The 16,160-nt window shown below is 59.0% G+C and carries 15 protein-coding genes and 1 tRNA gene; 1 reads left to right on the forward strand and 15 read right to left on the reverse strand.

What is annotated here, in order from left to right; translation table 11 throughout:
• Nucleotides 1-150: 150 nt before the first annotated feature.
• From B5G06_RS01510 to B5G06_RS01575, 14 genes are all read right to left on the reverse strand, one after another.
• A complete protein-coding gene (locus tag B5G06_RS01510) occupies nt 151-723 on the reverse strand; it encodes an ECF transporter S component (RefSeq protein WP_087187348.1) in 573 nt (190 codons plus the stop codon).
• A 152-nt stretch (nt 724-875) separates the two neighbouring features.
• Nucleotides 876-2,285, reverse strand: coding sequence for a cysteine--tRNA ligase (gene cysS / locus B5G06_RS01515; protein ID WP_087187349.1), 1,410 nt, complete (start codon nt 2,283-2,285; stop codon nt 876-878).
• Between the two features lie 13 nt (nt 2,286-2,298).
• Entirely contained in the window at nt 2,299-2,985 is a 687-nt protein-coding gene (gene epsC / locus B5G06_RS01520) for a serine O-acetyltransferase EpsC (RefSeq protein ID WP_191433340.1), read from the reverse strand.
• Between the two features lie 242 nt (nt 2,986-3,227).
• Nucleotides 3,228-3,863: a DapH/DapD/GlmU-related protein gene (locus B5G06_RS01525; RefSeq protein ID WP_087187351.1), complete on the reverse strand. Its 636-nt coding sequence runs from the start codon at nt 3,861-3,863 to the stop codon at nt 3,228-3,230.
• Nucleotides 3,863-4,390 (reverse strand): CDP-diacylglycerol--glycerol-3-phosphate 3-phosphatidyltransferase, encoded by a 528-nt coding sequence (pgsA, locus tag B5G06_RS01530; RefSeq protein WP_087187352.1) that lies wholly within the window; start codon nt 4,388-4,390, stop codon nt 3,863-3,865. The genes B5G06_RS01525 and pgsA overlap by 1 nt, the downstream gene beginning before the upstream one ends.
• A 6-nt stretch (nt 4,391-4,396) precedes the next feature.
• Nucleotides 4,397-5,716, reverse strand: coding sequence for a 30S ribosomal protein S12 methylthiotransferase RimO (gene rimO, locus B5G06_RS01535; RefSeq protein ID WP_087187353.1), 1,320 nt, complete (start codon nt 5,714-5,716; stop codon nt 4,397-4,399).
• Nucleotides 5,717-5,728: 12 nt separating this feature from the next.
• Nucleotides 5,729-6,304, reverse strand: coding sequence for a nitroreductase family protein (locus B5G06_RS01540; protein WP_087187354.1), 576 nt, complete (start codon nt 6,302-6,304; stop codon nt 5,729-5,731).
• Nucleotides 6,304-6,954, reverse strand: a complete 651-nt coding sequence (locus tag B5G06_RS01545; RefSeq protein WP_087187355.1) for a regulatory protein RecX — start codon at nt 6,952-6,954, stop codon at nt 6,304-6,306. The genes B5G06_RS01540 and B5G06_RS01545 overlap by 1 nt, the downstream gene beginning before the upstream one ends.
• Entirely contained in the window at nt 6,941-8,053 is a 1,113-nt protein-coding gene (gene recA, locus B5G06_RS01550) for a recombinase RecA (RefSeq protein WP_087187356.1), read from the reverse strand. The genes B5G06_RS01545 and recA overlap by 14 nt, the downstream gene beginning before the upstream one ends.
• Before the next feature lie 41 nt (nt 8,054-8,094).
• A complete protein-coding gene (gene prmC, locus B5G06_RS01555) occupies nt 8,095-8,958 on the reverse strand; it encodes a peptide chain release factor N(5)-glutamine methyltransferase (RefSeq protein ID WP_087187357.1) in 864 nt (287 codons plus the stop codon).
• A gap of 54 nt (nt 8,959-9,012) precedes the next feature.
• Nucleotides 9,013-9,993: a DUF1385 domain-containing protein gene (locus tag B5G06_RS01560; protein WP_087187358.1), complete on the reverse strand. Its 981-nt coding sequence runs from the start codon at nt 9,991-9,993 to the stop codon at nt 9,013-9,015.
• A gap of 122 nt (nt 9,994-10,115) precedes the next feature.
• Nucleotides 10,116-11,534, reverse strand: coding sequence for a sensor histidine kinase (locus B5G06_RS01565; protein WP_242955306.1), 1,419 nt, complete (start codon nt 11,532-11,534; stop codon nt 10,116-10,118).
• A 64-nt stretch (nt 11,535-11,598) separates the two neighbouring features.
• Nucleotides 11,599-12,285, reverse strand: coding sequence for a response regulator transcription factor (locus tag B5G06_RS01570; RefSeq protein WP_087187359.1), 687 nt, complete (start codon nt 12,283-12,285; stop codon nt 11,599-11,601).
• Nucleotides 12,286-12,314: 29 nt separating this feature from the next.
• Nucleotides 12,315-13,706, reverse strand: coding sequence for a hypothetical protein (locus tag B5G06_RS01575; RefSeq protein WP_087187360.1), 1,392 nt, complete (start codon nt 13,704-13,706; stop codon nt 12,315-12,317).
• A gap of 151 nt (nt 13,707-13,857) precedes the next feature.
• On the opposite strand from B5G06_RS01575, the gene B5G06_RS01580 reads away from it, so the two are divergent.
• Nucleotides 13,858-13,943 (forward strand) — tRNA-Leu (locus B5G06_RS01580).
• 94 nt (nt 13,944-14,037) lie between these two features.
• On the opposite strand, the gene B5G06_RS01585 is transcribed toward B5G06_RS01580, so the two are convergent.
• Nucleotides 14,038-16,107, reverse strand: a complete 2,070-nt coding sequence (locus B5G06_RS01585) for a dynamin family protein (protein WP_087187361.1) — start codon at nt 16,105-16,107, stop codon at nt 14,038-14,040.
• Nucleotides 16,108-16,160 lie beyond the last annotated feature (53 nt).

A 16,160-nucleotide genomic window follows, 5' to 3' on the forward strand; every position in this document is an offset into this window, starting at 1 on the left:
ATCTCTATTACATCACGATCTTTTTTTCCACGTTCCAGCATCTCCCTCACCTCCACCTCTATCTTATCTCATCTAAATGAAAAAGCCCAGCTTTTGCTGGACTTTTTCGACAGGCTGAAAGGTGCCCTCCATAGGAGGGCACCTTTTTTATCAGAAATTGTGGCTCTTCCTTCTGTGGGGCGGCATCTCCGCTCCGGCCCCGGCTTGGCTAAGCACCGGCAGCAGCACAACACCTACAACGATACCGCTCAGCCCCTGCACCACATTGAAGGGCACGCCCGCCAGCACCGCTGTTGCGGCGGCAGTCAGGTTACTGCCTGCCAGCGCCATCATTCCCACTTCATAGAGGAAATAACCGGCGACCATCACCGCTTCTGCCGGAATGCCGCACAAAATCACACGCAACGGCGGGGCGATGTGTTCCCGGCTCAGGCAAAGGCGATACAGGCTCCCGCCCACCAGCGCCGTCAGCGCCTTGATGGCAAAGGTCCCCGGCGCCCATGCCGTAAAGCCGCCGAACAGGTCGGCCAGCATTGACCCGATTCCGGCCGCCGCCGCGCCCAGTCCCGGCCCCAGCAGGATGCCGCAGAGCAGCACCATGCTGTCACCCAGATGGATGTACCCCAGGGTCGGGGTGGGGATCCGGATCACCATGGTAGCCGCGGTGGTCAGTGCTGCAAGCAGCGCCGCCATGACCATACGTCTGGTTTTTTGATTTACCATACCGGAACGCCTTCCTTCTGTTTTTCTTCTGTGCCTCCAGTATAGTTCTAATCTGATCTTTTTAAAAGTGTCAATTTTATTCTATTTTATAAGGTCAGATTTACAAAACAGAAGCGCCCGCCGGCAATGCCAGCGGGCGCTGATTTCATAACTTATACCCGGGTCCAGGTGGTTCCTTCCTTGCTGTCCTTGATCTCCACGCCCATCTCCTTGAGCTGATCCCGGATGGCATCGGCGGTAGCCCAATCCTTGGCCTTCTTGGCCTCCAGCCGCTTAGCAATGAGAGCCTCGATCTCCTCGGCACCCTCCACCGGGGCGGACGCCTTCTCGTTCAGGGCGGCGGCTTTTTTCAGCAGGTCCAGACCCAGCACTTGGTCAAAGCTGTCGATGAGGGCCCGCTTGGTGGCGTCGTTGGTGTTGGCCTTGAGCACGTCGTACAGAGCGGTAACACCCAGAGAGGTGTTTATATCGTTGCCCACCGCCTCGATGAACTGGCCCTTGTACTGATCGAAGGCAGCCTGATCCACTTCTCCCTCCTCTGACAGAGCGGCCACCCGGGCCACCAGCTTATCGTAGGCCACCTTGGCGTTGTCCAGGTTCTCCCAGGAGAACACCAGGCTCTTGCGGTAGTGGGACTGGAGGCAGAAGAAGCGGTAGACCAGAGGATCGTACCCCTTCTCCTCCAGCAGAGAGACGGTAAGGAACTCGCCTTTGGACTTGCTCATCTTGCCGTCGTTGGTATTCAGATGGTGGACGTGCATCCAGTATTTGCACCAGGGATGGCCCAGATAGGCCTCAGACTGGGCGATCTCATTGGTGTGGTGGGGGAAGGCGTTGTCGATGCCGCCGCAGTGGATGTCCAGATACTCACCGGCATACTTCATGGAGATGCAGGAGCACTCGATGTGCCAGCCGGGATAGCCCACGCCCCAGGGGGAGTCCCACTTCAGGGCCTGATCCTCAAACTTGGACTTGGTGAACCACAGTACAAAGTCGTTCTTGTTGCGCTTGTTGGTATCCTCCTCCACGCCCTCACGGACGCCCACCGCCAGGTCCTCCTCGTCGTGGTCGTTGAATACATAGTATTTCTCCAGCTTGGAGGTGTCAAAATACACGTTGCCCCCCGCCACATAGGCGTAGCCGGTGTCCAGCAGCTTGGTGATAACCTTGATATAATCGTCGATCATGCCGGTGGCGGGCTGCACCACGTCGGGGTACTTGATGTTCAGCTTCTTGCAGTCGGCAAAGAAGGCGTCGGTGTAGAACTGGGCAATCTCCATGACGCTCTTGTGCTCCCGCTTGGCGCCCTTCACCATCTTGTCCTCGCCGGTATCGGCGTCGGAGGCCAAATGGCCCACGTCGGTAATATTCATAATCCGCTTCACATCATAGCCGTCATAGCGGAGAAACTTCTCCAGCACATCCTCCATCAGGTAGCTGCGCAGGTTGCCGATATGGGCGAAGTGGTACACCGTGGGGCCACAGGTGTACATGGTCACCTTGCCCGGCTCGTGGGGAACAAACTCTTCCTTTTTGTGGCTTGCGGAGTTATACAGTTTCATAGCAATTCGCTCCTTATTGATTTTGGCTTCTGGCCTGTTCATCCATCAGCTTTTCCAGCCACTCCAGCCGGGAACTGATGGCTTGCAATTCTTTCTGTACCGGGTCGGTAACGTGGATCTGGTCCACGGAGGAGGCGTAGTCCACCTTCTCCCCGGCAATGCGCACCACCCGGGCGGGCACACCCACGGCGGTGGCGTTGGGCGGGATCTCGCTGAGTACCACCGCGTTGGCGGCAATGCGGGAGTTATCCCCCACCTTGAAAGGGCCCAGCACCTTAGCGCCGGTGGACACCAGCACGTTGTTGCCCAGGGTGGGGTGGCGCTTGCCTTGGTCCTTGCCGGTACCGCCCAAGGTGACGCCGTGATAGATGAGGCAGTCGTCGCCGATCTCGGCAGTCTCGCCGATAACGATGCCCATGCCGTGGTCAATGACGAACCGGCGGCCGATTTTGGCCCCGGGGTGGATCTCAATGCCGGTCCAGAACCGGCTCCACTGGCTGACAAACCGGGCCAGGAACTTCAGGTGGTGCCGGTAGAGGAAATGGGCCAGCCGGTGATAGATGATGGCGTGTACGCCAGGATAGAGCAAAAAGATTTCCAGACGGCTCCGTGCCGCCGGGTCGCGGGCCTGATAGGCCCGCAGGGTCTCGCCAAGTCGGGTCAGGGAAAACACCTCCAAAGAAAAACGCCTCTTACGCATACGCATAAGAGGCGACAAGATCGCGGTTCCACTCTCATTTCTCACTCAAAGGCCGATAACGGGGCCAGCCGGGGGGCATCCACATCCCCCGCGCTCCCGGACGCACATTCTCCAGTTACCCCCTGGGACCGCTCTCAGCCGGTGACGTTCCCTCTCTGGCGGGTACTCGCTGGATACTATTTCCGTTCCTCGCGCTATTTGGTTACCATAGTATACTACCACGTTTTCTATTTGGTGTCAAGTCAACGAACACCTGGGTCATACTTGGCGCAGAAGGATGCCACGTCGTCAAAGTCCCGCAGCCGCTCCCGCAGCTCTTCATGGCTCCAGTCCCACCACTGGATGCGCAGGAGGGCGGCGATGGTATCCTCATCGTACCGCCAGCCGATGTGTCGGGCGGGCACGCCTCCCACGATCTCATAGGGGGCCACATCGTGGGTGACCACAGCCCCTGCCCCCACCACCGCGCCATGGCCCAGGGTGACCCCCGCCATGATGACGGCGTTGTGGCCGATCCACACGTCGTTGCCCGTGGTCACATGGTGGTTGTCCCGCCGCCATTGGAGCAGAGCCTGATCATCCGGCCCGAAGCCGTAGTGGGCGCAGCGGTAGGTGAAATGGTGGGCTGCCGCCCGAGTCTTGGCCGGGTGCTGTACCGGGTTGATGCGTACCCCTGTGGCAATGGAGTTGAACTTACCGATATGGGAGTAGATCACATCGTTGGACCCGAAGAGGTAGGTGTAGTCCCCCACATGGGTCTCCTCCACGATACAGTGGTCCCCCAGCTCCACATAGCGGCCAAAAGTGCAGTTTTTCACCACACAGGTGGGATGGATGAGGGGCCGGTCCTCCTCCAAAGTTCTGGTAAAGTCCAGCATTATACTTTACTCCAGTCGATAACGTCCTTATTTTTTACAAAATACTCGATACCGGAATAGATGGTGGTAGCCAAAATAATGGCCACGCATACCACATCCAGGGTCAGGTTGTGGAACATCAGCATAATGCAGATGCACACCATGGTGGAGGCGGTCTTGATCTTGCCCGACCAGGCAGCGGCAATGACCCTTCCCCGCTCCACGGCGATCAGCCGCAGGCCGGTAACGGCAAACTCCCGCACCACCACAATGAGCAGAGCCCAAGCGGGGAAACGGTTCATCTCCACGAACCACAGCAGGGCGGCCATGACCAGCATCTTGTCCGCCAGAGGGTCCATGAACTTGCCGAAATCGGTAATCATGTTGTAGTGACGGGCAATATAGCCGTCCACAAAATCAGTGACGCTGGCCAGGATGAACACAGCCAGGGCATAGTACATATGGAAGGGGAACTGGAGGTAGAGCACCACCAGAAAGACGGGGATGAGCAGTACCCGAAGCAAAGTCAGCTTATTGGCGGTATTCAAAACACGTCACTCCTCTATTTCCCCGGTCAGGTCACCATCGCTGGTACCGGTAATACGCACGTTGACAAAGGTCCCCGCAGGCACCAGACCGGCGGCGGTAAAGAACACCTTGCCGTCCACGTCGGGGGAATCGGCATAGGAGCGGCCAGCGTAGCAGCCCATCTCCTGGTCAAAGCCCTCGCACAGCACCTCCAGGGTCTCCCCCAGGCGACTCTCGTTCCAGGCGTCCATCACCCGGCTCTGGAGCTCCACCAGCAGCTCCACACGCCGCTTGGCGGTATCCGGGTCCACCTGATCAGGCATGACGGCGGCGGGGGTCCCCTCCTCAGGAGAGAACTGGAAGATACCCGCCCGCTCAATACCGCTCTCCCGCAGGAAGTCACACAGCTCCTCAAACTCCTCCTCCGTCTCGCCGGGCAGGCCGCAGATGAGGGAGGTACGCAGCACCAGACCGGGCAACCGCTCCCGCAGCTTCTTCAGCAGGGCGATGATCTCCGCCTTGGTGGAGCGCCGGTTCATGGCCTTGAGGATACGGTCATTGATATGCTGGAGGGGGATGTCAATATACTTGAGGATCTTATGCTCCCGGGCAATGACGTCGATGAGGGCGTCATCCAGCTCATCGGGGTACAGGTAGTGGAGCCGCACCCAGTGGAAGGGCAGCTTGCACAGCTCGGTCAGCAGTTCCGGCAGCATCCGCTTACGGTACAGATCGGTGCCGTACCGGGTGATGTCCTGAGCGATGACGATGAGCTCCTTCACCCCGTCGTCGGCCAGCTTCTTGGCCTCAGCCAGCAGTGACTCCATGGTGCGGCTGCGGTATCGGCCCCGGAGGGAGGGAATCACGCAGTAGGCACACCGGTTGTCGCACCCCTCGGCAATCTTCAGGAACGCGGTATAGGGGGGCGTGGAGACGATGCGCGCACCGTCCTCGATGGTATGGTCGATATCCCCGAAGTAGGTGGGGGTATCCCCTTCCATGACAGACTCGATAGCGGGCACGATGTCGGTATAACTGCCGGTACCCAGAATGCCGTCGATCTCGGGCAGTTCCTCCAGGATCTCGTCCCGGTAGCGCTGGGTCAGACAGCCCGCCACCAGCAGCTTGCCCAGCTTACCCTGGTCCTTCAGGGCAGCCAGCTCCAAAATATTCTGGATGGCCTCGCTCTTGGCGGAATCGATAAAGCCGCAGGTATTGAGCACCGCCACATCGGCCCCCTCGGGGTCGCCGGTAACGGTATGGCCGGCAGCCTTCACCAGGGCCATCATCTGCTCGGTATTCACCAAATTCTTGGCACAGCCAAGGGATACAAATGCAATCTTCAAGAGACTGCCTCCTTATACGATGGTATATCTGCCCTCCCGGCGGGGAGGCATTTGGGGCTGCTGATCAGGATAGCCCAGGGTAATGGCCGCCACAAATTCTCCCTTGTCAGGAGCAAACCGCTCCTGAAAGGCGGGGCCGAAGCCCATCCGCTGGGGCGCGGACAGCCAACAGGAGCCGATCCCCTTGTCCCAGGCAGCCAGCAGTACATTTTCAATGGCGGCGGACACACTCTGCATGGCGCCGTCCCGGTCTGGATAGTCAGGTTTCAGGAAGAACACCAGTACACATACCGGCGCCCCTCCCAGAGTGGACAGGAACTTGTTGGTGATACCCACCTGCTCCGGGTTGCGGGCAAAGCGCTGCTCCAGCACCGGGGTGAACTTCTCCACTACCCCGCCCATGATGGTCTTGACCTCCTCCAGCGCTTCGGGGCTCTGAACGGCTACAAAGTACCAGTGCTGCAGGTTGATAGCGGACGGGGCAGCCAAACCGGCCTCCAGGATGTCCTTCAAATCGGCCTCCGGAATGGGGTCGGCCTTATAGCGGCGGATGCTGCGGCGGGTCATCAGGGCTTCGCGGGTATCCATCAGAATTCCTCCTCCAGTGCCCCGCCGTACCGGCGCAGGCCCTCTTTGATATCCTCCCACCGGAACCCCCGGCGGGCCAGGGCGTTGGCCGCCCGTTGATAACTTTTGGGGTCGGCGAGATCCGCCCCACGGAGTTTTTTCTGCAAAAAAGCGTCAATAGCGTCGTCAGGAGCCTCCAGATCCTCCAGGGCTTCGTCCCAATAGTCCCGGGGCACACCCCGGCGGTAGAGTTCGTCCCGGATGCGGGCCGGGCCCCAGCCCTTGGCAGCATAGTGGTCGGCCACCGTACGGGCATAGGCCTCATCGTTCAGGTAGCCCAGTTCCTCCAGCCGGTCGGCCACCGCTTCAGCGGTCTCCCGGTCAGCCAGCGGTTCCTTCTCACGGTTCCGGGGCCGGGCAGTCAGCTTGTCCACCAGTTCCTTCCGGGACAGGGGTCGGGCAGCCAGCAGGTCCAGAGCCTTGTCCCGCACAGCGGCGGCTTTGGCAGCCCGTTCCACCTGCTCTAACTGCTCCTGGCTCAGCTCCAGGCCTGAGCACAGCCCAAAGGCGACGATCTCATTTTCTGTGATGCGGAGGATGGTCCCATCCTCCAGGTGGCACAGCCAGCGGCCTTGAATGCGCTCCGAGGGGGCCAGCTTACTGATCCGCATCCTCGAAGTCCTCGGCGGATACATCCACCGCCCGGCCAGCAGCACGGGCAGCGGCCCGGGCCTGGCTGCTCATCAGCTTGTAGGAGTTCTTCCGAATGTCGGCCTCCAGCCGATCGCATACCTCCGGGTTGTCCTTCAGGTACTGCTTGGCAGCATCCCGGCCCTGACCCAGACGGGTCTCACCCATGGCAAACCAGGAACCCGACTTCTGAACCAGGTCCAGCTTGGTGGCCAGATCCAGGATCTCGCCCACCTTGGAGATGCCCTCGCCGTACATGATGTCAAACTCCGCCTCCTTGAAGGGAGGAGAAACCTTGTTCTTGACCACCTTGACCCGGGTACGGTTACCAATGATCTCAGAGCCATTCTTCAAAGACTCCACCCGGCGCACATCCATACGGACGGAGGCATAGAACTTCAGAGCCCGGCCGCCGGTGGTGACCTCCGGGTTGCCGTACATAACGCCCACCTTTTCGCGCAGCTGGTTGATAAAGATGACCACGCAGTTGGTCTTGGCAATGGAGCCGGCCAGCTTCCGCAGAGCCTGGCTCATGAGGCGGGCCAGCAGACCCACATGGGAGTCGCCCATGTCGCCCTCGATCTCGGCACGGGGGGTCAGGGCGGCCACCGAGTCCACCACCACCACGTCGATGGCGCCGGAGCGGACCAAGGCTTCACAGATTTCCAGGCCCTGCTCGCCGGTGTCGGGCTGGGAGATAAGCATGGAGTCGATGTCCACGCCCAGAGCCCGGGCATAGTAGGGATCCAGGGCGTGCTCGGCGTCGATAAAGGCCACCTCGCCACCCCGCTTCTGGGCCTCGGCCACAATGTGGAGGGCCAGGGTGGTTTTACCGGAGGACTCGGGGCCATAGATCTCGATGATACGTCCCTTGGGGACGCCGCCGATGCCCAGGGCCAGGTCCAGGGACAGAGAGCCGGTAGGGATGGCCTCCACCACAATGTCGGCGTTGTCGCCCAAGCGCATGATGGAGCCCTTGCCGTAGGCCTTCTCGATCTGGGCCATGGCGGTCTCCAGCGCCTTTTTCTTGTCAGAGGCGGGAGCGGCGCTCTCCACCACAGATTTCTTCTTGTCTGCCATGTATCCTTTTCATCCTTTCACGGCGGGCCAGAAGCCCGCCCTTACCGATTCAAAACGCCTTCCACCACACGCCAGATGCCCTGGGTGTCCTGACTGGACTGCACGTTAGAGAAGCCCTGCTCAATCAGCAGCTGCTCCACATCCGGAGCCTGTCCAATCCCCACCTCAAAAAGGAGGGAGCCGCCCAGCCGCAAAGCGGGGCCCCACTGGGCAGTCACCGCCCGGTAGAAATCCAGGCCGTCGGCGCCGCCGTCCAGAGCGGTACGAGGCTCAAAATCCCGGACAGAGCGGTCCAGCCCGGCAATATCTCCGGTGGGAATGTATGGCGGGTTGCAGGCAATGACGTCAAAATCCCACAGCGCTCCGTCCGGAGGCTGAAGGGCGTCGGCCTGGAAGCAGGTCACCCGGGCATTCAGGTCACACCGTCGGATATTCTGCTTACAGGTTTTCAGGGCCGCCTCGCTCAGGTCAGCCAGCACCACCCGGCAGTCGGGCACGTTGGAGGCCACCGCCAGACCCACGCAGCCGCTGCCAGCGCACAGATCCAGCACCCGTGCCCCCTCCCCTGCCGCCCGGGCCAGCAGAATGGCCCGCTCAGCCAGCAGTTCAGTATCCATGCGGGGGATGAGTACATCCCGGTTGACGGTGAGAGACAGGCCGTAAAATTCCCACTCTCCAATGATGTAGGCCACCGGTTCTCCGGACAGCCGCCGCTCCACCAGCTCCTTCAGCTTCTCCTCCACCGCGTCAGAAGCATAGAGGGCCATATCCCGGTAATACTGCTCCCGGTTCTTTCCGGCGGCAGCGCACACCAACTCCCGGGCCTCCAGCTGGGCACCCTCCACCCCTGCTTCCCGCAGGCGGCGGCGTACGTCCAGATAGAGGTTGTTGTAGGTGGTTGCCATGCTGTAACCACTCCTCGTCTCTCTTGTTCTCTCTCAAAACACCTTTATTGGGTGTTACCACCGATCTTTGCCCTGCTCCTGAGGCAGCACCAGGGTAAAGGCCCGGATGCCCACCTCGATCATGGAATCGTCCGGCTCAAAGGTGGTCCAGTTCTGGAGCCACATACCGGGGGCGGACATCGCACGGGTAAACCAGTTGTCATGCCGGCCTACCAGACGGTTGAACTCATAGGTCAGGCTGACGATTACCGGCAGCATCAGCAGATGCAGGCCCATCCGCAGGAAGGTGTTGGTCACCTCCACAAAGGAGAACACCACGCTGGACAGCAGGATACTCACCACGATGACCACAAAGAGGAAGCTGGTACCGCAGCGGGGATGGTGCCGGGGCTGCTTGCGGACGTTCTCCACCGTCAGGGGCAGACCGTGTTCATAGCAGAAGATGGTCTTATGCTCCGCCCCGTGATATTGGAATACCCGATGGATATCCTTCATGCGGGAGCACAGGATCAGATAGCCCACAAAGATCACAATACGAACCACACCCTCCAGCACGTTGCGCAGCCACATGGCCAGAGGGGTAAAGTGGCCCAATAGGCCCACCAGGGCGGTAGGCAGCAGAATAAAGAGTCCCACCGAGAAGCAGATACCCAGCACCACCGCCAGGGTCACCAGGGCGGAGGCCGCCTTTTCGCTGCCCAGATGTTTATCCAGCCACTGCTCAAATTTAGAGGGTTCCTCCGGCTCCTCCTCGTCCTCAGGCACAAAGGACGCCGAGTACATCAGTGCCTTGACGCCGTTGGCCATGGAGGAACAGAAATTAAAGACGCCCCGGATGAAGGGCACACCCAGCACCGGATGCTTGTCCTTGATGAGCACCCGCTCCTCCACCTGCTCGGCCAGTTCCCCGTCCGGCTTGCGGACCACCACGGCCTTTTTCTCCGGCCCCAGCATCATGATGCCTTCGATCAGGGCCTGACCGCCGATCATGGTCTTATACGGCGTGTCGCAGGCACGTTTCGTCTGTTTTGACATTCGTTCCATGTTCTCCTTGCTATTTGGATTCATATCTAACATATTGTATCAGACCCGCACCCCGATTGCAAGGGGTGCGGGTCTCTTTTTTAAAACAGATGTTCGATTTGCCTAAGATTTCCTCACTGAGTCTGGATGGGCAGACGAACGGTAACGATACAGCCGCCCCCCTCGGCGTTGCCGATCTCCAGTACACCCTCATGGCGGCTGACAATCTCATCGCACACCGCCAGGCCGATGCCGGAACCTCTGGCTTTGGAGGAACCCTTGTAGAACTTGTATTTGACGTGGGGCAGCTCCTCCTCGGGGATACCAGGACCGTAATCCCGGATGGTGATAACCACCATATCCTCCTCCCTGCGGATGGCGGTATCAATGCGTTTACCCGAGCCGCCGTGCTTGGCGGCGTTGTCCAGTAGGTTGCAGAATACCTGCCGCAGCCGCTCCGGATCACCTTCAATGGGCGGAAACTCCTCGTCGCAGTCGAAATGGTTGAGCTCGATGCCCTCCCGGCGGAAGAACTCCCGGTAGGTGTATACCGCGTCCTCCAGCTCCGCCTTGATGTCCATGGGCTCCACCGACAGGGTGAAACGACCGTCCTGGATGCGGGAGAACTCCAGCAGCTCCTCCACCATGTTGGTCAGCCGCCGGGCCTCAGAGACGATGATGCCCATGCCCTTCTTCACATCGGCACCGTCCCGCACCTCGCCGTTCATGATGGTCTCCGCCCAGCCGTTGATGGCCGTCAGAGGGGTACGCAGCTCGTGGGACACTGAGGAGATAAATTCATTCTTCATCTTCTCGCTCTGGTTGATCTTCAGAGACATATCATTGATGGCGTCGGTCAAATCACCGATCTCGTCGTCAAAGCGCTTTTCGATCTGCACGCCGTAGGACCCGGCGGCGATGCGCTTGGCGGTCTCCGTGATTCCCGCCACCGGCTCCACAATGGAGCGGACAAAGTACAGGTTGGAAAAGTAAACAATAGCCAGGATCACCATACCGATGCCCAGGGAGATGGCTACCACAATAACGATCTGCCAGTCCACGTTCCGCAGAGAGGTAACGTAGCGCATGGCACCCACCACTTCCCCGTCGATGATGAGGGGGCTGGTGGCAGCCATAATGTGCTCCCCAGTGCTGGGATCGGAGCCGGTCCACACCTCGGTCTTGCCCTGGCTCAGCGCCTTGGAGATATCAGGGGTACCCGGAGAACGGAAGGCAGTCAGGTCCGAACTGGAGTAGCGGATCTGACCGCTGGCGTCCAGGAACTCCACCTCCAGCTGGTCGCTGGACTGGTCGCTGCCCACCAGCGTCCGGGCATACTCATAGTAGGAGTCGCCGCTGGCCCGGTAGTAGTTGAAGCTGCGCACCGCGCTTTCCGCCTTTTGGGACAGAGATTCGCTAAGGGTCGAATAGTAGTAGCTGCCCATGGCTGCGGAAAAGGCAGTCACCGCCAGCAGCACGATGAAGAGTACCACGCTGATGGAGTTGACCATCCACCGCTTCCGAATGCCGCGGATGCCTTTGATTTTCTTCATAGGTCGATGTTTCACCACCTGGGTTTGATAAAAAATAGCGCGTCACAGGGTTGGGCGGCCGCCGTCAGAAGCCCCACTTGTAGCCGTAGCCCCATACCGTCGTTATAAAGGTAGGATTCGTCGGGTCGTCCTCGATTTTGATCCGCAGGCGGCGGATATTCACGTCCACGATTTTCAGCTCGCCGAAATAGTCCCGGCCCCACACGGAGTCCAGGATCTCCTCCCGGGACAGAGCCTTCCCCGGATTATCCATAAACAGCTTCATAATGGAATACTCCACCTGGGTCAGCTTGACCCGCTGTCCGTTCTTCTCCAGAGTTCGGTTACGGGTGTTCAGCAGGAAGGGCGGCTGACTGATCTCGCCGGTGTCCACCGCCTCCGCCCCGCCGGTACGGCGGTACAGGGCATCAATGCGGGCGGTGAGCTCCGCCGGGGAAAAGGGCTTGGTCACATAGTCGTCGGCGCCGGTCATCAGCCCGGTGACCTTATCCATCTCCTGAGTGCGGGCGGTAAGCATAATGATGCCGATGTTATTGTCCCCCGCCCGGATACGGCGGCATACCTCAAAGCCGTCCATATCAGGCAGCATGATGTCCAGCAGCGCTACCTTGATATCCGGGTTGCGCTTGAGTTGGGCCAGGGCCTCCTCGCCGGTCTCGGCCTCGATGGCCTCATAACCGGCCCGCTTCAGGTTGATGACCACAAAGCTGCGGATGTTGGCCTCGTCTTCCAGTACGAGTACCTTTTTCATCCCATTCCCTCCTTATATTCCTGTCCGTGTCAGGACCAGTCGTTGGTAATCAGTGCAAAGTGTGCCTTCACGCCGCTCTCGTCCAGTCCGCAATCCCAGCTGTTCTGGATGAAGCGGGCGGCATAGATGGTGTCGCTGTCGTCATCCCCCTCCAGCAGCCGGAAGCGGCCCGACATATTGGCCCGCATATAGCGGTTGTCACCCCGCAGGGTGTAGATCACCAGGAAGGGGGCCGGGTCCACACTGGCGTCTCCCTCCCAGTAGGAGAAGATGACCGCCCGCTCTCCCCCGCCGGCCACGTCGTTGCGGGACAATGTGATCTTGCCGTCCCAGCTATCCGGCAGGATAAAATACCAGCCGTCCTGATCGTTGTAGTAGGTGGAGAAGACCGGATGGGAGTTGCCGTTGATATCGTACTGCCGCCAGCGGATGGCCCAGAAGTTCACCGCAATGCTGGTGCTGCTGGGATCAGGCAGCGCATAGGGGTCAGGCAGCTCCATAATGCCGTCATTATTGATGTCTTTTGCTGTCACCGCTGTATACCAACGGATGGTATTGTCACTCTCCCCTGTCTCAGGATCCAGGGTGATGTTCTGGATCCGTCCGTTTTTCCAGGCGAAAATATCGGTGATCTGCCCGGTCTGGCTGTAGGCGGTGCTGGAATCGTAATCGGTCTCGCTGCCGCTGCGGCCATAGGCAGAGCTGACAAAAACCGCCGGGATGTTATCCTGCAAATATCCAGTCTTAACTCCGCCCTCCGGCAGGCTGGTAACATTGTGGGACAGGAGCGCCGAGGAGTCCAATCCCAAGATGCCGTTCTTGTAGTTATACAGCTCCACCCGGTTGCTCTCCTCTGTGGCGCCGGTCTGGATCACCACGACCTCGTCCTGGCCATCCTGGTCCATATCGCAGATCTGGAAATTGGTATAATTGGTACGCATCAGCTCCAGTACCTGGCCGTTATGAATGGAATAGGCAGCCAGGGAGTGGTTCTGATCGCTCATCATCTGCCAGCTGACGATGATCTCCTTGCTGGGACTGTCGTCCAAATTCTCATAGGAGACATAGTTGATGGCCGAACCCTCGCCTTCAATAATGGCCGCCACCTCATAGTCGTCTCCGGTCTGACGATAAATGTAGATCTTCAGGGGGCGCTCCGACGAACTGACCCGGAAAAAAGCGATGGCCTCCTGAACACCGTCGCCATCCAGATCCTGAAGCTGTACCTTCTGGGTCAGTTCTCCGGTGAGGGGGGCGGCGTACTCGCCGCCGGCGTTAAGGACTTCGTTGATCTTATTATCCAGCTTCAGATAGTCGTCCGGCGCTCTGGGCGGGGCGTAAAGGTCGTCCACCGACTGGGAAAAGCAGCCTGTCAGCAGCATTAACAGCCCTGCCGCCAAAATCAGTCTGAGTTTTTTCATGGATTTTCTGCCCTCCGTGGGAATTTTCGATAGTGTTATCATAACACATCTTCCGGTGAAATGGTATGGCGTTTTCTGAATTTATTCCGATTACAGGGCTTGCCATCTGTCCGCAATTCGTGTATAATACCATCCAGACCGCATATAGGACGCCGGTGTGATGGAATGGTAGACGTGACGGATTCAAAATCCGTTGGTGGCAACACCGTGTGGGTTCGAGTCCCACCACCGGCACCACGCCGGAGCAGGCTTTGTATCGCTTGCTCCGACGTCTTTTTATGCCGATAACAAACGGAAGGCACACCCAACGGTGTGCCTTCCGTTTTCTGCTTCATCGGGACAAAATACCTACCAACTGCTGTTCCAGTTCCTCTGCCCGGACACAGATCTGGTTGATGCTCTCCAGCATCTCATCCAGCTGTTCCTTCTCCTTGGAGCCGGATACCTGCTGCTGGGCCAGCTCCACCTTGATCTGGGTCAGCTGGTTCTGGGTATCCTCCAGAATATTTTCAGTCTCCTTGCGGATCTTCTCCTTCAGAGCACCAAACGCCTCGTCCACCTGCCGGCGCACCGTCTCGGCGAAGTTGTTCTCACCCTTCATCCGCTGGATCTCTTCCAGCACCTGCGCCTTGAAGGATGCCTTGTAGGTCTCGATCTTCTCTCGGGAGAAGGTCTTGTCCACCACCCACTTACTGCTGAAAAGGCTGAGGGTACCTACCACCAGGGAGCCAACAATCACTACCGGCCAGGTGATCGGAATGGCCAGCGCAGGCATCAGCAGGCCGAACACACCGATGTTGCCCAGGGCCATGCCGCCCACACCGGTGGCGCCGCCCAGCAGCGCCCCCTTCCAGCCGGCCTCCTTGAAGCCTACATACACACCGCCGATGCCGAAACCAACCAGCGAGTTGGCTACCACACCGATCACCGAGTCGCCTCCCGACGCGCTGGTACGTTGGGGCATAAACATTCCATGGATGCGCTCGGTGGCCTGGAAGAAGTAATTCTCAAAGCCGGCCAGGCGCTGGGCCTCCCCCTCCAGTGCCACATTGATTGCATTCTGGATGCGCTCACTTACTGTCTGGCTTACCTTGGCCACAGCATTTTTCACCTGGTTGGTCAGCGCCTGCGCCGTAGCGGCGGCATTTTCCTTCTTCAGGTCGGAGTTGCTGATGGGATAGGCGTCAATGGCATCGGATACCGCCTGCTCCACTGTATCCCAGTAACTGTCGATCATGGGCAGCAGGCCCGCAAAGGCCTTGTCGGCATTTTCATTGACGGTATCAAATTCCCGGCTGCGCTCCTTTCGGACCGACTCAATCTCCCCCAGCGCAGCTGTATATTTCTTTTCAAACTCGCTGGCCATCATGTCCATGCTGCTCATCCGCAGCTGAATGGCCTTCACCAGCTCCATGGAGGCGGTTTTGATCCGGCTCACCGGCACGCTGAGGGTAATCGCTCCCCGCTCCTCCGACAAGAACTTCTCCAGTGCCGCTTCAAACGTGGGGAAGCAGCTGTCCTCCAGCATCTGCACATCGCCCTTGACCTTGGCCTTCAGCGCCTTCTTGGCAGACAGGCCGTACAGATTGATGTTGCCCAGCTTGCGCTGATAGGTCTGATACTCCCGGGAATCCACGCCATAGACGCTTTCCGCCTTCTTCAGCACGTGCTCCTGGATGCGGCGCTTGATGTTCTCCAGGACCCGATCCACATCCTCCTCGTCCAGCAGATCGATGCCGGTGACCACGAACAGCACCCGCCCCAGATCGCTGGTGATGATCTTGCTCTCCAGGAAGTCCCGCTCCGACTCGGAGAAGGGCGCCTGAGCCATAATAACCATCAGGGCGGCGTCAATGGTAGGCAGTACCGACATGGTCACCTCGGTCATAGCCGCGTCGTCGTTGAGGCCGGGGGTATCGATGATGGTAACGCCATTTTTGCAGTAGTTGATAGGATAATAAACCACTGCCTCCTTGATGGTCTTGGCCCGCTCCTCGCTCTCCCGGGTCAGCTTGGTGACGTAGTTGTCCAGCTCCTCAATGCCGATCTGCTCCTTGCGTCCGTCCTTATATTCCACGGTGACAAAGGGCGTCACATTGTAGGTGATCTTATTGAGGGTGGCGGTAGTAGGCAGCACGTCCACCGGTAGGATGTTTTTACCCAGCAGGGCATTGATAACGGTGCTCTTGCCCCGCTTGAACTCACCCACAATGGCCACGTTGAAGTTATCATTGGCCATCCGCTTGAGGATCTCGTCAATGCCATTGATGTTGCCGTTCAGATCCAGCTTCTCACTGTACTCCCGCAGTTTCTTCAGATCGGTAGTAATGCTGGTCATGGTCTGCTTATAGTTGATAAATCCGCTGAATGAAGTCTCCTGGCTGTTCTTCTCCTCTGCCATAGGTGTTCCCGCCTTTCTCTCTGTCAATGGCGCCGGAAAAGTGGGTCTCCTTT

The organism is Flavonifractor sp. An52, assembly GCF_002159385.1.
Classification (GTDB): Bacteria; Bacillota; Clostridia; order Oscillospirales; family Oscillospiraceae; genus Flavonifractor; species Flavonifractor avicola.